Source organism: Brevundimonas sp. 1080 (assembly GCF_040545985.1).
Lineage (GTDB): Bacteria > Pseudomonadota > Alphaproteobacteria > Caulobacterales > Caulobacteraceae > Brevundimonas.
This window is the reverse complement of the sequence record NZ_JBEPMW010000002.1, coordinates 797,365-820,746: the sequence shown is the minus strand read 5'-3', so window position 1 is coordinate 820,746 and position 23,382 is coordinate 797,365. Positions and strand designations below refer to the sequence as shown.

Sequence of the window (23,382 nt, the reverse complement as noted above, 5' to 3'; positions counted from 1 at the left end):
TGTCAGCGGCGACCCCCTGCCGAGGATGCGTGCCGAGACGAGCGAAAGCGACTTCTGTCTCCGACGAAAAGATCGCGGTCTGGGCCTTCGTCCTGCAAAATATGGTTACTCCGCCCGCCGTACTTTACGGGAGTTGGGCGGCCGCCGGGCTGATCCTGGCGGCCCTCGGGCAGCCGTGGGTGGGGTTGGGGTTCGCCTTGGTCGGCATGGCGTTCGACGCCTGGGCGCAAGGGCGGGTCAGGCGATACCAGAAGGCTGAGGCGCCCGTCTCGGGCTGGCCCCCGCTGCTGATGGCCATCGTGGCGATCCGGTTCGCCCTGGGGGTGTCCGGGCCGCTGATCGCCTGGCTGATAAACCCGCGCGCCGATGTGATGCTGGTGGTGGTGCTAATCCAGGTCTGGTCAATCGGTGTGGCTTTCGTTCAGTTCAGCGCGGCGCCTAGGCTGTTGGCGCTGGCGGCGGCTCCGATCTGCGCGACCGTGCTGGTCGTGATCTATCCCTCGCTGATGGGTCCGCACGGTCTGGCGGTGGCGGCGGCCTTCGTCATGCTGGCGACGATCCTGTTCATCATCTCGCGCGCGACCCACGCCCTGTGGTGCGACCTGTTCGCGGCGGACCAGCGCAACAAGGCGTTGCTGATAGACGTGCAGGCGTCGCATGAGGCGGCCGTGCTGGACCGCGACGCCGCCCGATGCGCGCGTCAGGAGGCGGACGAGGCCAATGCCGCCAAATCCCGTTTCCTGGCCAATATGAGCCACGAAATCCGCACCCCTCTGAACGGCGTCATTGGCATGGCGCAGATCATGGCGGGCGACGCGCTGGAGGGTCGGCAGAAGGCGCGACTGGAGATTCTGGATCGGTCGGCCCACACGCTGCTGGACCTGATCAACCAGATCCTGGACCTGTCGCGGATCGAAGAGGGGCAACTGGAGATCGTGCCCCAGCCCATCGATGCGGACGCCTTGGTGCACGAGGTGACTGAGACGCTGCGGCCATTGGCTGAAAGCAAGGGCCTGGTGTTCCATGTCGTGTCGACGGGCCTGGGATGGGTCAGCGCCGATCCGGTCCGGCTGCGTCAGATCCTGTTCAACCTGCTGTCCAACGCCATCAAGTTCACGGCGGAGGGGCAGGTGGCATTGGATGTCGCGCGCACGGACGCCGGAGTGGTGTTCAAAGTGTCGGACACCGGGCGGGGCATACCGACGGACCAGATCGGGCAGCTCTTTACGCGCTTCGCCCAGATCGAGGCGGCGGCCGTCGACCGGCGTGACGGGGCCGGGTTGGGCCTGTCGATCGTGGCGACGCTGGTGGAGCTGATGGGCGGCCGGATCGAGGTGGAGAGCGAAGCGGGCGAAGGGGCGATCTTCGTCGTCACGCTGCCGCTGACGCCGGCGCAACCTGTGGAGGCCAGCGAGGATGCGCCGGACGCCGAGCCGGAGAGGGCGCTGCGGGTGCTGGTCGCCGAGGATCACCCGGTCAACCAGCAGGTGATCCGCGGCCTTCTGGGCCAGGTCGGGATCGAGGTCGAGATCGTCGACGACGGCCTTCAGGCGGTCGAAGCGACGAAAACGCGCGACTGGGACCTGATCCTGATGGATGTGCAGATGCCGAACATGGACGGTCCGACGGCGACACGGACGATCCGGCAACGCGAGGCCGACCAGGGGCTGGTCCGCACGCCGATCATCGCCCTGACGGCCAATGCGATGGTGGAGCAGGTGGAGAGCTATCTGGCGGCGGGCATGGATGCGGTGGTCAGCAAGCCCGTCGATCTGAAACTGCTGCTGACCACCATTTCCGACGTGATGTCCGCAAAGACCTAGTCGCGGAAGACCTGGACGCCGATCCCGCCGGCGGGCGTCAGCCAGGCGTGCTTCATGCCCTGGCTGTTGAAGGGGGCTGCGATGTTTCCGGCGGCGTCCAGGGCGATCATGCCGCCGTCGCCGCCCATGGATCCGATTTCGTCGATCACGGCCTGGGTCGCTTGGGCCAAGGTCTGGCCGGCGGCGACGCGCCAGGCGACCTGGGCGGAGGCGGCGACGCGGATGAAATATTCCCCCTGGCCGGTGCAGGACGTTGCGGAGTGGGCGTCGGCCCAGGTTCCGGCGGCGGGGATCGGAGTGTCGCCGACGCGGCCCGGCATCTTGCCGAACACGCCGGCGGTCGAGGTGGCGGCGGCGAGACGGCCCTGGCTGTCCAGCACGCAGGCGCCGACAGTGCCGTGGCTGAGCGTGCCGGGTGGATGGTTGTCCTCGCCCTTGCCGGCACCGGTGAACCAGGCGGCCTCGTCGGCGATGAGCTCCAGCCCCTGGTCGTGGGCGAACAGGGCCGCGCCTTCGCCCGCCAGCATGATATGCGGTGTCTTCTCCATCACCGCGCGCGCGGCGACGACGGGGTTGCGGAAGCCTTGCAGGGCGGCGACGGCGCCTGCGCGTTTGGTCGATCCGTCCATGATGCTGGCGTCCAGCTCATAGGCGCCAGCGAGATTGGGCGAGGCGCCCTTGCCCGCGACGTAAAGACCGGAATCCTCCAGCATGACGACGGCGGCGGTGGCGACGTCCAAGGCGCTGTCGCCAGCATCCAACCGAACCTTCATGGCCTCGACCACTTGGCGCATATGCACGACCTCGGCGTCATAGTTGCGTTCGCGCCGGGCGCCGGCGCCGCCGTGGAGGATGAGGGCGGTCATGTCGTCTTCCTGAGCCTTGTCCTTATCGCCTCTTTCAAACGGGCGTGGCGCTCTTTAGCGTCGCGATGAAGGCCGCGCCATGTCGGCCAAGGAGGAAAGATGCGCGCTGTTTTGTCCAACACGCCTGGTGGCCCCGAAACCCTGGTCGTGGAGGACGTGCTCGACCCGACGCCCAAGGCGGGCGAGGTGATCATCGAGGTCAAGGCGGTTGGGATCAACTATCCCGACACCCTGATCATCGAGGACAAATATCAGTTCCGGCCCGAGCGGCCCTTCTCGCCGGGCGCTGAAGTCGCCGGCGTGGTCGAGGCGGTGGGCGAGGGCGTCAAGGGCGTGCGCAAGGGCGACCGGGTCATCGCCGTGCCGGGCTGGGGCGGGCTGGTCGAGCGGCTGGCGGTGCGGGCCGAGACGGTCATCCCCATCCCCGACGCCATGGGCTTCGAAGAGGCGGCGGCCCTGATCATGACCTATGGCACCAGCTACTATGCACTGAAGGACCGGGCGCAGCTGAAGGCGGGCGAAACCCTCTTGGTGCTGGGTGCGGCCGGGGGCGTCGGCGCCGCCGCCGTCGAACTGGGCAAGGCTATGGGGGCCAAGGTGGTCGCCGCCGCCTCGACCAACGACAAGGTCGAGTTCGCGCTCGAATTGGGCGCCGACAACGGCCTGATCTATCCGTCGGGACCGATGGACAAGGCGGCGCAGAAAGAACTGTCCGGCGAGTTCAAGCTGGCGACCGGCCGCGACGGGGCGGACGTGGTCTATGACGCGGTCGGCGGCGACTACGCCGATCCGGCGCTGAGGGCCATGGACTGGAACGGGCGCTATCTGGTGGTCGGCTTCCCGGCGGGCATTCCGTCCCTGCCGCTGAACCTGACGCTTCTGAAGTCGGTGTCGGTGATCGGTGTCTTCTGGGGCGCGGCGGTGATGCGCGATCCCAAGGCACACGCCGCCAACATGGCCGAACTGATGCAGATGTACGCCGACGGCAAGATCAGGCCGCGGGTCTCAAAGATCTTCCCGCTGGAAAAGGCCGGCGAAGCGATCAAGGCCCTGGGCGACCGTCAGGCCCTGGGCAAGATCGTGGTGACGGTCGAGAGCTGAGACATCAGGACGCCGGGCACCGGAAATCTTCGCGCGGGACGCCCGATACGGACGACAGCCGCTCGGCGGGCAGCTTGATGGTCAGGCCTGAGTGCTCGAGCCGGAAGTCATAGATGGCGCCCAAAAGGCCGGCCATCGGGCAACCTGTGACCTGTGCGCCTTGGGCATCTAGACCCAGGGCGAGGCCCTCGCCCATGCTTCCGGTCCAGCGCCCGACCTTGACCCGAACCGCGCCGGCGTGATGGCGGCCGGGGCGGGGCAGCACTTCTTCGATCCACTGGCGCGCCACGCCGGTCTCGCGCTCTTCCGCCATCAGGCGGTGCACCTGATAGGGGCGGGCTTCGCTCACGAACCAGCCCATGACCGCGCGTGCGACGACCGTGTTGCCGCCGCTGGGGGTGTCGGTCAAATCCAGGATTATCGTCTCGTTGCGGCGGGCTTGGGTCATGGCGGCGTCGAAGGCGGCGATGGTGCGGTCGTCGCCCAAGGAATCGTTGAAGGTTATGGTCAGGCCGTCACGTCCGCGCGTGGTCGTGATCGGCCCGGTGTCGGGGCGCGGCACCGCATAAAGGTTGGGCAGCGCCAGCTCCCTTTGCGGACCGTCGCCGCGCTGGACCGTCAGGCGGCGCGGGCGGTCGCGGCGTCCCGCCGCCAGGACGCGCACGGCGTAGCCGGCGTCGGCGACCGACTCCAGGCCCAGATCACGCCAATAGGCGGCGACGGCCTCGGCGACCGGGACGCCGTCGATCCGAACCAGCCGGTCGCCCGGCGCCACGTCGGCGGCCCGGGCCGGCGATCCCTCCCGCACGGCGGTCACGCGATAGGCGTCGCCCTCCGGCTCGACCCAGAGGTCGGCGTAGCTGGGCACGATGGCCCAGCTATCGGAAAACGAACTGCCGGTGATGACATGGGCGTCCGCCAGCAACGCCAGTCGCCGTTCGGCATAGCGCAGCAGGGTGGTGCTGTCGTGAACCACATCAGCTTCGCCGCGCAGACGTTCAGTCATGGGCGCCTGGCCAAGCGGAAAACGATCCAGATAGGCGTAGTTGGCCGCGACCAACGCCTCGATGGACCGGGCATCGCTCCTGAAGTCTTCGGCTGTCGGCGCGCTTGTTTGGGCCAGGGCGGCAAGCGGCAGGCCGAATGCGGTGAGGGCGACGAACGGCGCCAGGCGCTTCAACAAGGACATGGCCCAAGATTGAGTCTCGCCTGGTCACCAGACAACTGAATAATCGGTAAGCTGAGCTATTTCGCCTTCAGCCGCTGCACCGCATCCTCGGCCTGGTCGCGGTGGCGGCGTTTGATGTTGGCGCCGACCAGGGCCAGCAGGGCGGTGATGACGGCCGCGTCGTCGGTATAGCCGATGCCCGCGAAGATGTCGGGAATGGCGTCCACCGGCATGACGAAATAGGCCAGGCCCGCGAAGATCATGCCCTTGGCCGCCATCGGCGTCTGCGGATCGCGCGCGGCGTACCAGGCGGCCAGGGCCTGGTCCGCAAAGGGAATGCGGGCGGCCGTGCGCTGTATCTTGGGCCAGAAGCCCTTGGCCACGCGGGCCTCGTTGATCTTCACCACCGACGGCACGAGCGCCTTTTTCGGGTCCAGGACATCCGACGGATCGGCGGGTTTGGCTTTGGCGGTCATGGCCGCTAAATCCTCAAACGAAACTCAGGTTCACGACAATATAGGAACGATCAGGATGAAACTCGACAACACCATCGCCGCAGTGGTCACCGGCGGCGCCTCGGGCCTGGGCGAAGGCACCGCGCGCGCCATCGCGGCGACGGGGGCCAAGGTCGCCCTGTTCGACCTCAACGCCGAACGCGGCGAGGAAATCGCGAAAGAGATCGGCGGCGTCTTCTGCCAGGTGGACGTGACCGACGACGCCTCGGTCGCCGCCGCCTTCGAAAAGGCCCGCGCCGCCCACGGCCAGGAACGTCTGACCGTCAACTGCGCCGGCATCGCCACAGGCCAGAAGACCGTATCGCGCAAGAAGGACACCGGCGAGATCAAGGCCCATGACATGGCCCAGTTCGAGCGCACCGTACGGGTCAACCTGTTCGGCACCTTCCGCGTTTTGTCGCAGTCGGCGGCGGGCATGGTGACGCTGGAGCCGATGGCGGATGGCGAGCGCGGCCTGATCGTCAACACCGCCTCGGTGGCGGCGCAGGACGGCCAGATCGGCCAGGCGGCCTATTCGGCGTCCAAGGGCGGCGTCTATGCGATGACCCTGCCGATCGCGCGCGATCTGGCCCAGGAAGGGGTGCGCTGCAACACCATCCTGCCCGGGATCATGTGGACGCCGATGATGGCCGGCATGGACCAGAAGATCCAGGACGCCCTGGCCGCCGCCATCCCCTTCCCCAGCCGCTTGGGCACGCCGGCCGACTATGCGTCGCTGGTGCTGGAGCTGGCGCGAAACATCTACATCAACGGCGAATGCATCCGTCTGGACGGCGCCATTCGTCTGGCGCCGCGCTGAGGCGCGGGGGGCGTGAGCGGGACTTGATCGCTTTTTGCAAATTCTCTCTTGCAGGACCGATCAACCCTCCGCTATACGCCCCCTCCTCGACGGGGAGCGCACCTAGCTCCTACGGAGTGCGGGCGTAGCTCAGTGGTAGAGCACAACCTTGCCAAGGTTGGGGTCGAGAGTTCGAATCTCTTCGCCCGCTCCAAGTCGAGACGAATAAAATCAGGGGCCTGTCGGTTGCGGCAGGCCCCGATTTTTTTGACCGCTGCCTGAGATGTTTTCAGATCAGTCCGGCGACGAGCGTCAGCACGCCCAGACCGATCGACAGCGGCGCCCGCAGCGCGAGCCAGCCCTCCGGCGTCAGACCGGCCGCCTTCAGCTTCAGATCGACCAGGACGCTGGCGGCGATGAAGACGCCCAGCAAAATCAGAGACGCGGCCGGGTCGGAACCCGCCGCCCAAACGACGCTGGTCGTCAGTGCGAGAAGCGAGGGCGCCACAGACGCGATCCAGACCCATTTGGGCGCCTTCAGGCCCGTCGCGGCCGCCAGTCCCCACCAGACGCCGCCCAAGAAGCTGAAGATCAGGGCGGCGTAGGCGTAGGCCAGGCCGAGGGCGGCGGTCTGCTGGTCAGCATCGCCTGCAAGGAGGACGACAACCGCCGCCGCCTGGGGCAGCAGGCCGGCGAAACCCAGGATGCGGGCGAGCGGCGGCAAGCGATGTCGGCCGGTGGGTTCAATCGTCATCGGACACCTGTCGAGGCGGGTTGCGATCCAGACTGTAGAGGACGCCCGTATAGGATGGCGAGCCCGTTCGCCGTCGCCGAGAGCCTTCGACCGTCATGACCCCCTTGCTTGTCTGGTACGATGGCGGCTGTCCCCTGTGCCGACGCGAGATCGCCCTGATGCGGCGGCTGGATCGACGCGGCGCGATCCGCTTCGTCGATGTGTCGGACGGTCAGACGAGCTGCCCGCTGGATCGCGAGACGCTGTTGGCGCGATTCCACGCGACGGAAAACGGAAGGCTGCTGTCGGGTGCGGCGGCTTTTGCGGCGATGTGGCGGGCCATCCCGCTGCTGCGTCCGCTGGGCCTGGCCGCACGCATCCCCTGGGTCCTTGCGGCGTTGGAGAGAGCGTACCGGGTGTTTCTGCGCCTGCGTCCTCGACTTCAGTCTCTCGCTCGCAAATGGGCCCGGTGATAGGAATAACGCATGTCCGTGCTTAGGCTGGTGCTGGGTGATCAGCTGTCGGACGACCTGTCGGCGCTGAAGGATCTGAACCCGGACGTCGATACGGTTCTGATGGCCGAGGTTCGCGACGAGGCGACCTATGTCCGGCATCACAAGCAGAAGCTGGCCCTGGTTTTCGCCGCCATGCGCAATCACGCCGAGCGGCTGAAGGGGCGGGGCGTCAACGTGCGCTATGTGCGCATAGACGATGCGGACAACAGCGGCTCCATCACCGGCGAACTGGCCCGGGCGCTGGACGACGGCGCTTATGAAACGGTGGTGATGACCGAATGCGGCGAGTGGCGGCTGGCCGAGCATCTGGCCGCCTTTGCGGAAGGGGCGGAGCTGCCGGTCGAGATTCGCGAGGATCGCCGCTTCATCAGCAGCCACGACCGTTTTCGCCGCTGGGCCTCGGGCAAGTCGCAGCTGCGCATGGAGTTCTTCTATCGCGAGATGCGCCGCGCGACGGGCATACTGATGGACGGCGATCAGCCGGAGGGCGGGCGCTGGAACTATGACGCCGAGAACCGCAAGAAGCTGGCCAAGGGCGTGACGCCGCCCGATCGCCTGCGCATCCCGCCCAACGCCGTGGCGTGCGAGGCGATGGCGGATGTCGAGCGGTTGTTCGGCGACCATTTCGGCTCGCTAGACGGGTTCGGCTGGGCCACAACGGCGCAGGAGGCGGAAGCTTCGCTGAAGCACTTCCTGAAGGATGTCCTGCCGTCGTTCGGGGACTGGCAGGACGCGATGGCGGAGAATGAGCCATGGATGTGGCATGGGCTGATCTCGACCTCGATAAACCTGGGCCTGCTGGACCCGCTGGACGTCTGTAAGCGCGCCGAGGCGGTCTATCGGGCGGGCAAGGCGCCGCTGAATGCGGTCGAAGGCTTCATCCGGCAAATCCTGGGATGGCGCGAGTTCGTGCGCGGCATCTACTGGTTGAAGGCGCCGGAGTATCGGGCGCGCAACTTCCTGGATGCGGACCGCAAGCTGCCCTGGTTCTACTGGTCCGGTGAGACCGACATGGCCTGTGTCGCCGATGTGGTGAAGACCACGCGCGACAACGCCTACGCCCACCATATCCAGCGGCTAATGGTGACGGGCAATCTGGCCTTGCTGCTGGGCGTGCATCCCGATCAGGTCGATGACTGGTACATGTGCGTCTATGCCGACGCCTATGAATGGGTCGAGATGCCCAATACGCGCGGCATGGCCCTGTTCGCCGACGGCGGCATCGTGGGGTCCAAGCCCTATGCTGCGTCGGGGGCCTATATCGACCGGATGAGCGACTATTGCGGGGCGTGTCGCTATGACGTGAAGAGCAAGAGCGGCGATGCGGCCTGTCCGTTCAACCGGCTGTACTGGGGCTTTCTGGAGCGCAATCGCAGCCGGCTGCGGGACAATGTGCGGCTGGCCATGCCCTATCGCACGCTGGAGAAGTTCGGGGAGGCCAAGCGCAAGGCCCTGGCGGCCGAGGCGGAGGCATGCCGGACTATGCTGGGCGCGACGCCGATCGATTGACGGTGGAACCTCAGGCGCAGCGCGACCATTTGCCTTGCTGTTTCGTCCTGCTCGAAGAGGTCGCCCCCGTGATCCTGCCCCGCCGTTCCGCCCTTGTCCTGGCCGCCGCCGTCGCGGCCTCGGCCCTGTCCGCCTGCGCCTATAACGAAGCCTTGGGCCGTAATCAGCTGCTTCTGGTGGACAACGCCGCCCTGTCGCAGCAATCGACGGCGGCCTGGCGCGAGGCTATCGCCAAGCCAGGCGTGATGACCACCGGCGCCCAGGTCGACCGGATCCGGCGCGTCGGCGACCGTCTGGTCCAAGCGGCGGGTCTGGGCAATCGGACATGGGACTATGCGGTGTTCACGGAGGCCAGCCCCAACGCCTTCGTCCTGCCGTCCGGCCAGATCGGCGTGACGACCAGCCTGTTGGCCCTGGTCCAGAATGACGACCAGCTGGCCAGCGTGATCGGTCACGAAATCGGGCACGTCGTCGCCAACCATGCGGCCGAGCGCGCCTCGAACCAGACGGTGACCAGCGTCGGTCTGGCGGCTGTCGGCGGGGCGGCGGGTCGATACGGAGATGCAGTGAACGCCTATGGCGGTCTGGCCGCCCAATACGGCCTTCTGCTGCCCTATTCGCGGCGCGACGAGCTGGAGGCCGACCGTCTGGGCGTGGACTATATGGCCGGCGCCGGGTTCAAGCCGTCGCAGGCGGTCGCGCTGTGGCGGCTGATGGCGGCGCAGCGTCAGACCCAGACGCCGCAGTTCGCCTCGACCCACCCGTCGGACGCGACCCGGATCGAGGCGCTGCAGCAGTATATCGCCAGCCGGGGCTGGAACTGATCAGACCCGGATGTCGAGGTAGGAGCCGGGGCGCATAATCCGCGGTTCCTCGCGCTGGGCCGGGGCGGGGGGCGCCTCCACCGGCCGGGCCGGGTTGGCGGTTCGGATCGTGGACATGACGGCGGCGGCCGGGACCGGCGGCTTGGGTGCCGCAGTCTGCTCCATTGCAGCGCGGAAGAAGGCCGCCTGGGCGCTGCGGGCGCTCGGCAGATCAAGGCCCTGGGCGGGCGTGTTCAGCGGCAGGCCGGGACGAATCGCGCTCATGCCGACATGGTTAACGGAAACCCTCGAAAAAGGGTTAACGCGGCCTCACCGCTTGGTCGGTGCGGGACGAGGCGGGGCCTGCATGGAGGCGACCAGTCGGTCGATGTCAGCGTCGTCTAGCAGGGGGCCGGACTGTTTGGCGGTGATGCGCCCCATGGCGTCGACGGCGAAGGTCTCGGGCACGCCGGAGATGCCGAGGTCGAGGCCCGCACGACCTTCGCGGTCCACCAGCACCATCGAATAGGGATCGCCCAGTTCGTCTAGGAAGGCGCGGGTGGCGACCGGCTCGTCCTTGTAGGCGATGCCGACCACGGCGACGCCGCGCGCCTTCAGCGCCAGCAGCTTGGGGTGTTCGATCCGGCACGGCGCGCACCAGGAGGCGAACACATTGACCAGCATGGGCCGACCGACGCCGGCGGTCTTCAGGTCCAGATTGCCCGGTCCCGCCTGGTCGCCCGACAGCAGGGGCAGGACTGTCTCGGGAATGGTCTGGCCGACCAGGGCGTCGGGCTTGAAAGCCGGATCGCGCTTCAGCGACCACCCGACGAACAGGGCCGCCAGCGCCGCGAGGACCGCCAGCGGGATCAGGGCCAGCCAGCGGTTCATTTCTCTTGTCCTAACGCGCTTCGCGCTGCTTGAGGACGGTTGGAATCCGCCCCTTCTGACGAGGGCGTTTGCTCTGGCTCCAGTCGCGCCAGTTCGCGCTTCCATTTGCGGGAGGCGACGACGGCGCGGATGGTCAGGACGATCAGCACCAGGGCGCTGACGCCCCAGGCGGGCCAGACGAAGGTGGCGTAAGGGGTCATGTCGAGGTCGAGCATGGCGTCAGGCCTCCTGAGCCAGACGGGCGCGCAGGGTCATGACCCGGCGGCGGCGGATCTCGGTGCGGATGGCCGTCAGCCACAGGGCCGCGAACAGCATCCCGTAGGCCGCCAGCATGGTCAGGAAGGGCGGCAGATAGACGGGGTCGAGGCCCGAGGAGCCAGGCGTCAGGAAGCTGGCGGGCTGATGCAGGGTGTTCCACCAATCGACCGAGAATTTCACGATCGGCAGATTGATCAGGCCGACCAAACCCAGGACGGCGGCGGCGCGCCCGGCCTTCTGCTCGTCGTCGATCGAGGCTCTCAGCGCCATATAGCCGAGGTAGAAGAGAAACAGCACCAGCACGCTGGTCAGGCGCGCGTCCCACACCCACCAGGTCCCCCACATCGGCTGGCCCCACAGCGAGCCGGTGAACAGGGCCAGGGCCGTGAAGGCGGCGCCCGGCAGGGCGGCGGCTCGGGCGGCGGCGTCGGCCAGGGCGTGACGGAAGATCAGCGCAAAGAAGCTGGACACGCCCAGCGCCGCATAGGCGGCCAGGCCCAGGGTAGCGGCGGGGACATGGACGAACATGATCCGCACCGTGTCGCCCTGCTGATAATCGGCCGGAACGGTGAAGCTGAGCCAGGCGCCGACGCCCAGCAGCACGGCGGCGAGCCCCCACAGAACGGGCGTCAACGGGCCGGTGAAGGCCATGAAACGCTGCGGATTGGACAGGCCGAACATCGGTTCAGCGCTTACGCAACGAATGGACGGCGGGCAAGCTCACCCTTGCGCGCTGCGAACAGCGGCGGCTCCGGCGAAGGGCGCGACGACGGCGGCGAACAGGACGTAGGCGCAGAGCAAGGCCAGCGCCGGGCCGACCGGCTGGCCCGATCCGGCGCGCTCCAGGGCGCCGGCGCCGAAGACGACCGGGGGAATGAACAGCGGCAGGACGACGACGGCGATCAGCAGCCCGCCACGCTTGGCGCCCAGCGCAAGGGCGGCGCCCAGCGCGCCGGTGAAGGCGAAGCCCGCGCCGCCGATCAGGGCCGTCAGGGCGACCAGCGGCGTCAGCGACGCGGGCAGGCCAAGCGCCAGGGCGGCGATGGGGGCGGTCAGGGCGAGCGGCAAACCGACGGCGATCCACTGGGCCAGGGCCTTGATCAGGACGACCTGCTCCAGCGCCAGATGGCCGAGGGCCAGCAGATCCAGCGCCCCGTCTTCCATGTCACGCTCGAACAGTCGCTCCAGCGACAGCAGGGAGGCCAGGGCGAGGGCCAACCACGCGACGCCGCCGGCGACAGGGCCGAGCGTGCGCGGGTCGCCGCCGGCCGCCAGCGGCAGTATGGCGGTCAGACAGGCGAAGAAGCCGCAGGCCAGCAAGGGGCCGCCGCCCCCGCCCCAAGCCAGATCCAGCTCGCGCTCCAGCAGCACGCGCGTCGCGCCGCGCAGGCCAGGCGGACGGGGTTCCTGATCGACATCGCGGCGGCTCACTTGAGCGCCCCCAGATCGAGAGCGCGGGTCGGCAGCGGCAGGGGGTCGTGGACGGCGGCGACGATCAGGCCGTCGGCGTCCAGATGACGCTGCATTTGCTCGGCGAAGGCTTCGCGCCAGCGGGCGTCCAGCGGCGCCATCGGTTCGTCCAGCAGCCACAAGGCGCGCGGCGATCCGACCAGCCGGCCCATGGCCAGGCGACGGCGCTGGCCGGCCGAAAGACGCCGGACCTCCAGGTCCAGCAGAGGTTTCAGACCGAAGGCCTCGACGGCGTGGTCGACGTCGTACTGGGTGTGGCCCAACCAGTCGCACTGAAACCCCAGCTCTTCGCGTGCCGTGCGGCCGCCTTTCAGCCCGTCCAGATGACCGAGAAAATGGGTTTCGCGTCCACGCGCCTGTCGTTCGTCCAGCCGATTGCCGTCGCCGTCCTGGAAGGCGACCGTCCCGGCGTCGGGCCGCAACAGGCCCGCGATCGCGCGCAGCAGGCTGGTCTTGCCCGCCCCGTTTGCGCCCGTCAGGGCCAGCACCTCGCCGGCGCGCAGGGTCAGGTCGAGACCGTCGAACAATCGCCGCTCGCCGCGCGAGACGGTCAGGCCGGAGAGGGCGAGGGTGTGGATCATCGCGTTTCACCCGCTGCGCCAAATCTGCGAACCCTTCTCAATGTCCACGTCAGGGGTGTGGACACATGGACGGTGCGGCGTGGCGGGGCTATAGGCACGGTCGCCGCAGCAGGCTTTCGCCGCGCGCGCAGGGGCCCTGTGAGCCGCTGCGTCTGCCGCGCGAAGGCGCAACCGGATTGTCGGGCGGCGCTGACCAGAGGAACTCTCCATGCCGTCGATCGACAGCTTCAAGACCCGCCAGGACCTTTCCGTCGGGCGTAAGAAATACGCCTATTACAGCCTTCCCGCCGCCGAGGAAGCCGGTCTGACCGGGATTTCCCGCCTGCCGCGCTCGATGAAGGTGCTGCTGGAGAACCTGCTGCGCAATGAGGACGGCGTTTCCGTCACCGAGGACGACCTGAAGGCCGTCGCCGCCTGGGTCGAGAACAAGGGCTCGGTCGAGCACGAGATCGCCTTCCGTCCGGCCCGCGTGTTGATGCAGGACTTCACCGGCGTGCCCGCCGTGGTCGATCTGGCCGCCATGCGCGACGCCATGAGCGCCCTGGGCGCCGACGCCGCCAAGATCAACCCGCTGGTGCCGGTCGATCTGGTCATCGACCACTCGGTCATGGTCGACAACTTCGGCACGTCCAAGGCCTTCGGCCAGAACGTGGAGCGCGAGTATGAGCGCAACATCGAGCGCTACAACTTCCTGCGCTGGGGTTCGTCGGCCTTCAACAACTTCCGCGTCGTGCCGCCCGGCACCGGCATCTGCCACCAGGTGAATCTGGAGAACCTGGCCCAGACCGTCTGGACCCTGGACGAAGGCAAGAAGACCGTCGCCTATCCCGACACCGTCGTCGGCACCGACAGCCACACCACCATGATCAACGGCCTGGCCGTCCTGGGCTGGGGCGTGGGCGGCATCGAGGCCGAGGCGGCCATGTTGGGCCAGCCGATTCCGATGCTGATCCCCGAGGTCATCGGCTTCAAGCTGACGGGCACGATGCCCGAAGGCACGACGGCGACCGACCTGGTGCTGACCGTCACCCAGATGCTGCGCAAGAAGGGCGTGGTCGGCAAGTTCGTCGAATTCTTCGGCGACGCCCTGCCGAACATGACCATCGAGGACCAGGCGACCATCGCCAACATGGCGCCGGAATACGGCGCCACCTGCGGCTTCTTCCCCGTCTCGGCCGCGACCATCGGCTATCTGACCGCCACGGGCCGCGACAAGGCGCGCGTCGCCCTGGTCGAAGCCTACGCCAAGGCGCAAGGCCTGTGGATCGACGAGAATTCGGAAGATCCGGTCTTCACCGACGTGCTGGAACTGGACATCTCGACCGTCGTGCCGTCGCTGGCGGGCCCGAAGCGTCCGCAGGACCGCGTCGAACTGACCACCGCCGCCCCGGCCTTCGAAACCGCCCTGACCGACGTCTTCGCCCGCCCGGCCGACGCCCCGCGCGCCGAGGTCGAGGGTGAGAAGTTCACCGTCGGCGACGGCGACGTGGTCATCGCGGCCATCACCTCCTGCACCAACACCTCCAACCCGTCGGTCCTGATCGCCGCCGGTCTGGTGGCGCGCAAGGCCAATGCGCTGGGCCTGAAGGCCAAGCCCTGGGTCAAGACGTCCTTGGCCCCCGGATCGCAGGTCGTGACCGACTATCTGACCGACGCCGGCCTGCAAAAGGACCTGGATGCCCTGGGCTTCAACCTGGTCGGCTACGGCTGCACTACCTGCATCGGCAACTCGGGTCCGCTGGATCCGGCCATCTCCAAGGCGATCAACGACAACGCCCTGGTCGCGACCTCGGTCCTGTCGGGCAACCGCAACTTCGAAGGTCGCGTGAACCCCGACGTCCAGGCCAACTATCTGGCCTCGCCGCCGCTGGTCGTGGCCTACGCCATCGCCGGCTCGATGCGGATCGACATCACCAAGGACCCGATCGGTCAGGACAAGAAGGGCAACGACGTCTTCCTGAAGGACGTCTGGCCGACCACGCAGGAAATCGCCGACATCCAGCGCAAGTCCGTCACCCCGGCCATGTTCGCCAAGCGCTACAAGGACGTGTTCAAGGGCGACAAGCACTGGCAGGCCATCAAGGTCACCGGCGGTCAGACCTATGAGTGGGACGACAGCTCGACCTACGTCGCCAACCCGCCCTATTTCGACGGTCTGTCGATGGACCTGACCCCGGTTCAGGACGTGGTCGAGGCCCGCGTTCTGGCCATCTTCGGCGACTCGATCACCACCGACCACATCAGCCCGGCCGGTTCGATCAAGAAGACCTCGCCCGCCGGCGTCTATCTGACCAACCACGGCGTCGAGGCGGCCGAGTTCAACAGCTACGGCGCCCGTCGCGGCAACCACGAAGTCATGATGCGCGGCACCTTCGCCAACATCCGCATCAAGAACCGCATCACGCCCGAGATCGAAGGCGGCGTGACCAAGCACTTCCCGTCGGGCGACACCATGTCGATCTACGACGCGGCCATGCGGTATCAGTCGGAAGGTCGCCCGCTGGTCGTCTTCGCCGGCAAGGAATACGGCACCGGCTCGTCGCGCGACTGGGCGGCGAAGGGCACGCGTCTGCTGGGCGTTCGCGCCGTCATCGCCGAAAGCTTCGAGCGCATCCACCGTTCGAATCTGGTCGGGATGGGCGTCGTGCCGCTGCAGTTCAAGCAGGACGGCTGGCTGAAGCTGGGCCTGACGGGCGAAGAGATCGTCACGATCCGCGGCCTGTCGGACGCCAACATCGGCAAGCTGAAGCCGCGTCAGGACCTGTGGGTCGAGCTGTTCCGCCCGTCGGACGGCAAGATGGCCCGCTTCCCGGTCCGCTGCCGGATCGATAACCAGACCGAGCTGGACTATCTGCTGGCCGGCGGCGTCATGCCCTATGTGCTGCGCAACCTGGCGCGCGGCCCGGAAACCGAAGCGCCGATCGCCGCCGAATAGGTCGCGGTTCGTCCAGACAAGAAAGAGGGCCGGCGGAGCGATCCGCCGGCCCTTTTCCGTTTGCCGAAAGGCGGTGGTCAGTCGGCGCTGACGACCACCAGCTTGCGGTTCACGAACTCCTTGATGCCCACATCGCCCAGCTCGCGGCCGAAGCCCGAGCGTTTGACGCCGCCGAACGGCAGTTCGGGCATGGAGGTCGTGGTGGTGTTGATGAAGACCATGCCGGTCTCGATGCGAGAGGCCAGTTTGCGGGCGCGGTCGGTGTCGCCCGAGAAGATCGAGCCGCCCAGGCCGAAGTGGGAATCGTTGGCCAGGGCCACGACCGCGTCGTCGTCCTCGACCACGAAGACCTGGGCTACGGGGCCGAAGAACTCCTGATAGAAGGCCGGGTTGTCGCGCGCGACGTCCGTCAGGACGGTCGGCTCGTAGAAGAAGCCGGTGCGATCGGCGGGCTTGCCGCCGGTCACCGCCTTGGCGCCGTGCTGGATCGCCTCGTCCACCTGTTTGGTCAGGGTCTTCAGCGCATCCTCGGACGACAGCGGGCCCAGGTCGGTGGCCTCGTCCAGCGGGTCGCCCATGACGGCCTTCTTCATGCCTTCGACGAAGCCGGTGATGAAGGCATCGGAAACCAACTTCTGAACGATGAAGCGTTTGGAGCCGGTGCAGACCTGGCCGGCGTTGGACAGGCGGCCTTCGACCCCGGCCGCCACCGCCTTTTCGATGTCGGCGTCGTCCAGCACCACGAAGACGTCGCTGCCGCCCAGTTCCAGCGTGGACTTCTTCAGCATTTCCGAGGCGCGGGCCGAGACCTTGGCGCCGGCGCCCTCCGATCCGGTCAGGGCCACGCCCTGGATGCGGTCGTCGCCGATCAGTTCGGCGACCTTGTCCGAGGAGATGTAGAGGTTGGCGACGAAGCCCTCGGGCGCGCCGGCCTCGCGCACCAGTTCGGCGAACCGGGCGGCGGAGCGCGGCACGATGCCCGCGTGCTTGTAAAGCACGGGATTGCCGACCGCGATGGCGGGAGCGACGACGCGGATCAGTTGGTAGATTGGGAAGTTCCACGGCTCGACCGCCAGCAGCACGCCGATCGGGTGAAACTCGACCCAGGCTTCGCCCAGTTCGCTGTCGATCTTTTCGGGCTTGAGGAAATCGGCGGCCTTCTCGGCATAGTAGGCGGCGATGCCGGCGCACAGATCAATCTCGCCCTGCCCCTGAGCCAGGGGCTTGCCCATCTCCTCGGCCATGGTGCGGGCCAGGTCGTCGCGGTTTTCGGTCAGCAGACCCGACAGGGATTTCAGCACGGCGAGGCGCGGCTGGATGTCGCCCTTGGACCAATCCGAATGGAACAGGCCGTCGGCCTTGGCCAGGGCGGCCTCGACGGCGTCGTCGGTGTGTTCCGGATAGTCCTCGACCAGTTGTTCGGTGAAGGGATTGAGGGTGCGATAGGCCATGGGGCGTCCTGAAGTTTCGGTCGGACGCCCGGGGCGGCGCCGATCCGTTGTCAGGAAAGCAAACGCGACCTGTCGGGGCGGGTTGCTTGGTCGTCAGTCCGGATCGCTGAACGGCGGCGGCAGTTGGCCGGACTTGAAGAGGATGGTGGGCTCTTCGTCGTAGTCGCCCATTTCGGTGTCGGCCGAGACGGCGAAGGCGACGACGCCAAGACGCAACGGCGCCAGCCGTTCGGCCTTGCGACGCGCCTCTTCGGCGTCTTTGCAGCCGACCTGGGGTTCTGCGCGCAGGGCCTTGCCCCGGCCCTGGACGTAGGCCTGGACGATATAGACGGTTTCGGTTGCCATCCGCTTCCAAACGACCTGTTCGGCGCTCAGGTCAATCGATCAGTCGAGTGTCAGCCCAGTTTCATTCAAGCTTCACTCTAGCTTCAGGGCCTCGGCCAGCAGCCGGGCCTCGGCGGCGCGGCTGGAGCCGGCGCGCCAAGCGACGACGATCTCGCGATGGGGCGGGGCGCCGTCGGCCTGGTTTTCGAAGGCGCGAATGGCGACGGAGGGGTTGTCGGCCAGACCGGCCTGCACCGCCATCTTCGGCAGGAAGGAGACGCCGAGGCCCGAGCCGACCATCTGGACCAGAGTGTGCAGACTGGTGGCTGCAAAGACGTCGTCGCCGCGCGGGGCCTCGATGTCCAGCGCCGCCAGAGCGTGGTCGCGCAGGCAATGGCCGTCCTCCAGCAGGATCAAATCCTCGGCCCGCAGCGAGCCGGGGCGGATGGGGCCGGGTGCGGCCAAGGCATGGTCGGCGGGGGCGGCAGCCATGATCTCATCATCGCCGATGCGGGCGTGGGCGATGCCTGGCGCATCATAGGGCAGGGCGATGACGGCGGCGTCGATCTGACCCGCCTTCAGTGCCGCGATCAGCCGGGGCGTCAGATCCTCGCGAATGAACAGCTTCAGGCTGGGATAGGCGGCCTTCACCGACGGGAGCTTGGCGGGCAGCAGGAAGGGGGCCACGGTCGGAATCACGCCGAGGCGGAATCGGCCGGACAGCAGACGCCCGGCGTTCTTGGCCGCCTCGACCAGATCCTCGGTGCGGGCCAGGACGTCCTCGGCGCGGCGAACGGCCTCGGCTCCAACGGCGGTCATGATCACGGCGCCGCGCGCGCGTTCGACCACCGGCGCGCCCAGGATGCGCTCAAGCTCCTGCACCCCGGCGCTGAGGGCGGGCTGGCTGACGTGGGCGGCCTCGGCGGCGCGCGAGAAGCTGCCGTGTTCGGCCAAAAGCTTGAGATACTGGAGCTGACGCAGGGTGGGGAGCATGGAAGCGAAATAGGCCCGTCCTATGCTGACGCCAAGGATAATCGATTGGCTTTATCCGTTTGACCCGTGTCGTATGACCCCATCATCTACAGAGCGATGGAAAAATCGCTCGCCGTCGTGCGCCAGACCAGCAGGGAGAAAACACCATGACCGACGAAGCCAAATGCCCCTTTTCCGGCCGGACGCCTAGGTCGGTCGCAGGCGGCGGCGTTCAGAACCGCGATTGGTGGCCCAATCAGCTGCGGGTCGATCTGCTGAACCAGCATTCGACCAAGTCCGATCCGCTGGGCGAGTCGTTCGACTACCGCGAGGCCTTTTCCAAGCTGGACTATGAGGCGTTGAAGGCGGATCTGCGCGCCCTGATGACGGACTCCAAGGATTGGTGGCCGGCGGACTTCGGCCATTATGGCCCGCAGTTCATCCGCATGGCTTGGCACAGCGCCGGCACCTATCGCGTCGGCGATGGTCGCGGCGGCGGCGGGCGGGGCCAGCAGCGGTTCGCCCCGCTGAATTCCTGGCCCGACAACGTCAACATCGACAAGTCACGCCGCCTGCTGTGGCCGATCAAGCAGAAGTACGGCCAGGCCATCTCCTGGGCAGATCTGATGATCCTGACCGGAAACGTCGCGCTGGAGACGATGGGTTTCCGCACCTTCGGCTTCTCGGGCGGCCGCGCCGATACCTGGGAGCCGGATCAGGACGTCTATTGGGGTCGCGAAACGACCTGGCTGGGCGGCGACGAACGCTATGCCCACGGCTCGGACGGGGTGGTGAAGCCGGGCGACGAGGCCGTGCTGGTCAGCGATGACAATGCGGACGGCGACAAGCATTCGCGCGATCTGGAGAACCCGCTGGCCGCCGTGCAGATGGGCCTGATCTACGTCAATCCGGAGGGGCCGGACGGCAATCCCGACCCGATCGCGGCGGCGCGCGACATCCGCGACACCTTCGCCCGGATGGCGATGAACGACGAGGAGACGGTCGCCCTGATCGCGGGCGGCCATACCTTCGGCAAGACGCACGGCGCGGGCCCGGCCGACCACGTTGGCGCAGAGCCGGAAGGCGACGGCCTGGAGGCGCAAGGCCTGGGCTGGACCTCCAGCTTCGGCACGGGGCACGGCGCCGACGCCATCACCAGCGGCCTGGAAGTCACCTGGACCCAGACGCCGGCCCAGTGGAGCAACTTCTATTTCGAAAACCTGTTCGGCTTCGACTGGGAGCTGGAGAAGTCCCCGGCGGGCGCGCATCAGTGGGTGGCCAAGGATGCGGGCGAGATCATCCCCGACGCCCACGATCCGGCCAAGAAGAAGCGGCCGACCATGCTGACGACCGACCTGTCGATGCGGTTCGACCCGGAATACGAGAAGATCTCGCGACGTTTCCTGAACGATCCGCAGGCCTTTGCGGACGCCTTTGCGCGGGCCTGGTTCAAGCTGACGCACCGCGATCTGGGGCCGCGTTCGCGCTATGTCGGGCCGGAAGTCCCGAGCGAAGTCCTGTTGTGGCAGGATCCGGTGCCGGAGGTCGATCACCCGCTGATCGACGCGACGGACGCGGCGGGTCTGAAGGCCAAGGTGCTGGACTCGGGCCTAAGCGCCGCCGAACTGGTGGGCACAGCCTGGGCCTCGGCCTCGACCTTCCGCGGCGGTGACAAGCGGGGCGGGGCCAACGGCGCCCGCATTCGCCTGGCGCCGCAGAAGGATTGGGCCGTCAACCAGCCCGAACAGCTGGACCGGGTGTTGAAGACGCTGGAGCGCATCCAGACCGAGTTCAACCAGGCGCAGACGGGCGGCAAGAAGGTGTCACTGGCCGACCTGATCGTGCTGGCCGGTAATGCGGGCGTCGAGCAGGCGGCCAAGGCGGCGGGCCACGACGCCAGCGTGCCGTTCACGCCCGGCCGGACGGACGCCAGCCAGGCGGACACGGATGTCGAATCCTTCGGCTATCTGGAACCGGTCGCCGACGGCTTCCGCAACTTCCAGAAGGCCCGCTATGCGGTGCCGGCCGAGTCGCTGCTGATCGATCAGGCGCAGCGGCTGACGCTGACGGCGCCGGAGATGACGGTGCTGATCGGCGGCCTGCGAGCGATCAACATCAATACGGGCGGCGCGACGCACGGCGTGCTGACTGAGCGGCCGGGCGTGCTGTCCAACGATGTCTTCGTCAACCTGCTGGACATGGACGTGAAGTGGGCGGCGACCTCGGAGGCCAAGGACGTCTTCGAAGGCCGCGACCGCAAGACGGGCGAAGCCAAGTGGACCGGCACACGCGTCGATCTGGTGTTCGGCTCCAACGCCGTACTGCGCGCGCTGGCCGAGGTCTATGCCGGGGCCGACGCCGAACGGAAGCTCGTCTCGGACTTCGTGGCGGCCTGGACCAAGGTGATGGAGCTGGATCGGTTCGACCTGCACGGTTGAGCCGGGGCAGAGGCTAAAAAAAGAGGGCCGGGCGCGTCGCAGTGTCCGGCCTTTTCTTCGTGCGGATCAGCGCAGCTTGATCTCGAACAGCTGCGGCCAGCGTTTGCCGGTGACGAACAGGCGCTTGCCCGTCGCATCCCAGGCGATGCCGTTCAGGACGTCGTCGTTGGGGTCGAGGTTCGCGCCCTTGGGGACCAGGGCGGTCAGATCGATGAAGGCCTTGACCACGCCGGTCTCGGGATCGATGCGCGCGATGCGGTTGTCCTGCCAGATATTGGCGAAGACCTCGCCGTCGATCCATTCCAGCTCGTTAATCTGATCCAGCGGCCGACCGTCGGCGGTGACGGAGACGCGGCCCGTCTCGGCCAGGGTCTCGGGATCGAGGAAGCGCAACTGATCGGTGCCGTCGCTCATGATCAGACGGCGGCCGTCGGTGGTCAGGGCCCAGCCCTCGCCCGGATAGGAAAAGCCGCCCAGAGGCGAGAAATCGTCCAGCTTCCAGATGAAGCCGATGTGGTTGCGCCAGGTCAGGCTGTAGAGCTTGCCGTTCAGCGTGGTCATACCCTCGCCGAAATAGATGGTCGGCAGGTCGCGCTGACGCTCCACGCGGCCGGTCTCCAGATCGACCTTGCGGATGAAGGACGGATAAAGGCCTGTGCTCTCGTAAAGACCGCCGTCGTGGAAGAAGAGGCCTTCGGTGAAGGCCCCCGTGTCGTGCGGATAAGCTCGCACGACCTCGTAGGACTGGACCGGCACTTCGGCCCTGACCGGCAGGGCGACGCCTGTCGTCAACAGCAGGCCGGCGGCAAGGCCGGCGAGCCGGGACGACAGGCGCATCATGACCCTCAGCCCCGCTCGGCGGCGGCTTCGGCCTCGGCCTTCTGGGCGCGGGCCTCGGCGGCGTTCGCCTCGCTGCGGGCCAGTTCGGCCTTTTCCTTCTTGGATGCGGATTTGCGACCCAGCATGTTCAACGCCTCAACACCGGCCGAGAAGGCCATGGCCGCATAGATGTAGCCCTTGGGCACATGATAGCCGAAGCCGTCGGCGATCAACACCATGCCGATCATCAGAAGGAAGCCGAGCGCCAGCATGACGACGCTGGGGTTCTTGTTGATGAAGTTGGCCAGGGGGTCGGCGGCCAGCAGCATGACGGTCACGGCGACCAGAACGGCGACGACCATGATCGGCAGGTGCTCGGTCATGCCGACGGCGGTCAGGATCGAGTCGATCGAGAAGACGATGTCCAACAGGATGATCTGGAAGATGGCCGCGCCCGCGTTGGCGATGACCACGTCCTTCTTGTCCATGACATCGTGGCTGGGGGTGGGATCGACCGTGTGGTGGATTTCCTTGGTCGCCTTCCAGACCAGGAACAGACCGCCCGCGATCAGGATCAGGTCCTTCCACGAGAATTCATTGCCCATGACGGTGAAGACCGGCTGCACCAGACCGACCAGCCAGGCGATGATCGACAGCAGGGCCAGACGCATGATCAGCGCCAGGCCGATACCGATGCGCCGCACCTTCTGCCGCTGATGCTCGGGCAGTTTGTTCGACAGAATCGAGATGAAGATCAGGTTGTCGATGCCGAGGACGACCTCCATCACGATGAGGGTCACCAATGCGGCCCAGGCGGCCGGATCGGAGAGCAGGGGGGTTATGCTGTCGAGCATGGGGTTTCCTGGTGGAGGATAAAGCTTGAGCGGAAAGCGCTAGGGCCGACGCAGGTTCCGATCAAGCGATGGGGTGCGGCGTCATGGTCGCACCCCCCTGTCTGTCGGGGAGGCGACTGGACACGCGACGGCGCCTTCGCGCCATCGCAGCGAAGTTGGTGGAGGGCTGGGCGGAGCGCCGGGCCTTCGCCCGGAGTGTGAGTTTGTAATTACCGTTTCGACGAAGGGTGTGACGCTCCGCGCGGAAGGTTGGCCTGCAAGCTCGGGGCGCCGAGCGGTGGCGGTCTTATCGCCTAACCCCATAAGCCTGCGACGGGTCGGCGGTCCCTGCGAGGACCGGCCCGAGTGCGATCGAGTATCCCCCTCGACCCTCCGACACCGCTCCATGAGTCGCTGTCGGCGCGAGCCGTTTCAGACCCGCTCCCGTTCCATCCGCTCTCGCCGCCGCAAGGTCGCAGGCCTTACGAGCCCTCCATGCGACGAGACGGGTGCATTATGGCGCTGTTTGACCCCGTGGACGGGAAAAGGCGCACATAAATCGGCAAGCGTTTGAAGTCGCAGGAAATGGACCAGCGGCA

The 23,382-nt window shown here is 67.2% G+C and carries 23 protein-coding genes and 1 tRNA gene; 9 read left to right on the top strand and 15 right to left on the bottom strand.

Going from position 1 to position 23,382, the window contains the following annotated elements; all coding sequences use genetic code 11:
* Positions 1-101 precede the first annotated feature (101 nt).
* Positions 102-1,823 (top strand): ATP-binding protein, encoded by a 1,722-nt coding sequence (locus ABIC32_RS09420; protein WP_354073974.1) that lies wholly within the window; start codon positions 102-104, stop codon positions 1,821-1,823.
* Here ABIC32_RS09420 and ABIC32_RS09415 read toward each other — a convergent pair.
* Complete coding sequence (locus ABIC32_RS09415; protein WP_354073973.1) at positions 1,820-2,689, bottom strand: isoaspartyl peptidase/L-asparaginase family protein; 870 nt, start codon at positions 2,687-2,689, stop codon at positions 1,820-1,822. The two genes, ABIC32_RS09420 and ABIC32_RS09415, sit on opposite strands and share 4 nt — an antisense overlap.
* Before the next feature lie 99 nt (positions 2,690-2,788).
* Between ABIC32_RS09415 and ABIC32_RS09410 the strand changes: the two genes are divergently transcribed.
* Positions 2,789-3,790, top strand: a complete 1,002-nt coding sequence (locus ABIC32_RS09410; RefSeq protein ID WP_354073972.1) for an NADPH:quinone oxidoreductase family protein — start codon at positions 2,789-2,791, stop codon at positions 3,788-3,790.
* Positions 3,791-3,794: 4 nt separating this feature from the next.
* Here ABIC32_RS09410 and ABIC32_RS09405 read toward each other — a convergent pair whose 3' ends face one another.
* Both ABIC32_RS09405 and ABIC32_RS09400 read right to left on the bottom strand, forming a co-directional pair.
* Positions 3,795-4,979 carry a S41 family peptidase gene (locus tag ABIC32_RS09405; protein WP_354073971.1) on the bottom strand — a complete coding sequence of 395 codons (1,185 nt, stop codon included), beginning with the start codon at positions 4,977-4,979 and terminating at the stop codon, positions 3,795-3,797.
* A gap of 56 nt (positions 4,980-5,035) precedes the next feature.
* Positions 5,036-5,434 (bottom strand): YkvA family protein, encoded by a 399-nt coding sequence (locus ABIC32_RS09400; RefSeq protein ID WP_055754271.1) that lies wholly within the window; start codon positions 5,432-5,434, stop codon positions 5,036-5,038.
* A gap of 55 nt (positions 5,435-5,489) precedes the next feature.
* Between ABIC32_RS09400 and ABIC32_RS09395 the strand changes: the two genes are divergently transcribed.
* Both ABIC32_RS09395 and ABIC32_RS09390 read left to right on the top strand, forming a co-directional pair.
* Complete coding sequence (locus ABIC32_RS09395) at positions 5,490-6,272, top strand: SDR family NAD(P)-dependent oxidoreductase (RefSeq protein WP_284876400.1); 783 nt, start codon at positions 5,490-5,492, stop codon at positions 6,270-6,272.
* 118 nt (positions 6,273-6,390) lie between these two features.
* Positions 6,391-6,465, top strand: a tRNA-Gly gene (locus ABIC32_RS09390).
* Between the two features lie 75 nt (positions 6,466-6,540).
* Here ABIC32_RS09390 and ABIC32_RS09385 read toward each other — a convergent pair.
* Positions 6,541-7,005, bottom strand: a complete 465-nt coding sequence (locus ABIC32_RS09385) for a DUF3429 domain-containing protein (RefSeq protein WP_354073970.1) — start codon at positions 7,003-7,005, stop codon at positions 6,541-6,543.
* Positions 7,006-7,100: 95 nt separating this feature from the next.
* Between ABIC32_RS09385 and ABIC32_RS09380 the strand changes: the two genes are divergently transcribed.
* The 3 genes from ABIC32_RS09380 to ABIC32_RS09370 are packed head-to-tail and all read left to right on the top strand — an operon-like array spanning position 7,101 to position 9,832.
* Positions 7,101-7,457 carry a thiol-disulfide oxidoreductase DCC family protein gene (locus ABIC32_RS09380; RefSeq protein WP_161639833.1) on the top strand — a complete coding sequence of 119 codons (357 nt, stop codon included), beginning with the start codon at positions 7,101-7,103 and terminating at the stop codon, positions 7,455-7,457.
* A 12-nt stretch (positions 7,458-7,469) separates the two neighbouring features.
* Complete coding sequence (locus ABIC32_RS09375; RefSeq protein ID WP_354073969.1) at positions 7,470-9,008, top strand: cryptochrome/photolyase family protein; 1,539 nt, start codon at positions 7,470-7,472, stop codon at positions 9,006-9,008.
* A complete protein-coding gene (locus ABIC32_RS09370) occupies positions 8,972-9,832 on the top strand; it encodes a M48 family metallopeptidase (protein ID WP_354073968.1) in 861 nt (286 codons plus the stop codon). Before ABIC32_RS09375 ends, ABIC32_RS09370 begins: the two co-directional genes overlap by 37 nt.
* On the opposite strand, the gene ABIC32_RS09365 is transcribed toward ABIC32_RS09370, so the two are convergent.
* The 6 genes from ABIC32_RS09365 to ccmA are packed head-to-tail and all read right to left on the bottom strand — an operon-like array spanning position 9,833 to position 13,011.
* Positions 9,833-10,096 (bottom strand): hypothetical protein, encoded by a 264-nt coding sequence (locus ABIC32_RS09365; protein ID WP_271042314.1) that lies wholly within the window; start codon positions 10,094-10,096, stop codon positions 9,833-9,835. It lies immediately after the preceding gene.
* A gap of 45 nt (positions 10,097-10,141) precedes the next feature.
* Complete coding sequence (locus tag ABIC32_RS09360; RefSeq protein WP_017506276.1) at positions 10,142-10,702, bottom strand: DsbE family thiol:disulfide interchange protein; 561 nt, start codon at positions 10,700-10,702, stop codon at positions 10,142-10,144.
* Entirely contained in the window at positions 10,699-10,917 is a 219-nt protein-coding gene (ccmD, locus tag ABIC32_RS09355; protein ID WP_354073967.1) for a heme exporter protein CcmD, read from the bottom strand. The genes ABIC32_RS09360 and ccmD overlap by 4 nt, the downstream gene beginning before the upstream one ends.
* Before the next feature lie 4 nt (positions 10,918-10,921).
* A complete protein-coding gene (locus ABIC32_RS09350; protein ID WP_307512996.1) occupies positions 10,922-11,641 on the bottom strand; it encodes a heme ABC transporter permease in 720 nt (239 codons plus the stop codon).
* A gap of 39 nt (positions 11,642-11,680) precedes the next feature.
* Positions 11,681-12,391, bottom strand: coding sequence for a heme exporter protein CcmB (ccmB, locus tag ABIC32_RS09345; protein ID WP_307512995.1), 711 nt, complete (start codon positions 12,389-12,391; stop codon positions 11,681-11,683).
* On the bottom strand, positions 12,388-13,011 hold the full coding sequence (gene ccmA, locus ABIC32_RS09340) for a heme ABC exporter ATP-binding protein CcmA (RefSeq protein ID WP_354073966.1): 624 nt from the start codon (positions 13,009-13,011) through the stop codon (positions 12,388-12,390). The genes ccmB and ccmA overlap by 4 nt, the downstream gene beginning before the upstream one ends.
* Before the next feature lie 208 nt (positions 13,012-13,219).
* Between ccmA and acnA the strand changes: the two genes are divergently transcribed.
* Positions 13,220-15,946: an aconitate hydratase AcnA gene (acnA, locus tag ABIC32_RS09335; protein WP_091751475.1), complete on the top strand. Its 2,727-nt coding sequence runs from the start codon at positions 13,220-13,222 to the stop codon at positions 15,944-15,946.
* Between the two features lie 77 nt (positions 15,947-16,023).
* Here the strand turns inward: acnA and ABIC32_RS09330 are convergent, their stop codons facing one another.
* The 3 genes from ABIC32_RS09330 to ABIC32_RS09320 form a co-directional block, all read right to left on the bottom strand.
* On the bottom strand, positions 16,024-17,397 hold the full coding sequence (locus ABIC32_RS09330) for an NAD-dependent succinate-semialdehyde dehydrogenase (protein WP_354073965.1): 1,374 nt from the start codon (positions 17,395-17,397) through the stop codon (positions 16,024-16,026).
* A gap of 93 nt (positions 17,398-17,490) precedes the next feature.
* Entirely contained in the window at positions 17,491-17,742 is a 252-nt protein-coding gene (locus tag ABIC32_RS09325) for a hypothetical protein (protein WP_055807296.1), read from the bottom strand.
* Between the two features lie 72 nt (positions 17,743-17,814).
* Entirely contained in the window at positions 17,815-18,714 is a 900-nt protein-coding gene (locus ABIC32_RS09320; protein WP_066553170.1) for a hydrogen peroxide-inducible genes activator, read from the bottom strand.
* 146 nt (positions 18,715-18,860) lie between these two features.
* Between ABIC32_RS09320 and katG the strand changes: the two genes are divergently transcribed.
* Positions 18,861-21,131, top strand: a complete 2,271-nt coding sequence (katG, locus tag ABIC32_RS09315) for a catalase/peroxidase HPI (protein ID WP_354073964.1) — start codon at positions 18,861-18,863, stop codon at positions 21,129-21,131.
* Positions 21,132-21,197: 66 nt separating this feature from the next.
* Here katG and ABIC32_RS09310 read toward each other — a convergent pair whose 3' ends face one another.
* Both ABIC32_RS09310 and ABIC32_RS09305 read right to left on the bottom strand, forming a co-directional pair.
* Positions 21,198-21,971 (bottom strand): glutaminyl-peptide cyclotransferase, encoded by a 774-nt coding sequence (locus ABIC32_RS09310; RefSeq protein ID WP_307512990.1) that lies wholly within the window; start codon positions 21,969-21,971, stop codon positions 21,198-21,200.
* Between the two features lie 5 nt (positions 21,972-21,976).
* Complete coding sequence (locus ABIC32_RS09305; protein ID WP_055807309.1) at positions 21,977-22,804, bottom strand: TerC family protein; 828 nt, start codon at positions 22,802-22,804, stop codon at positions 21,977-21,979.
* Positions 22,805-23,382 lie beyond the last annotated feature (578 nt).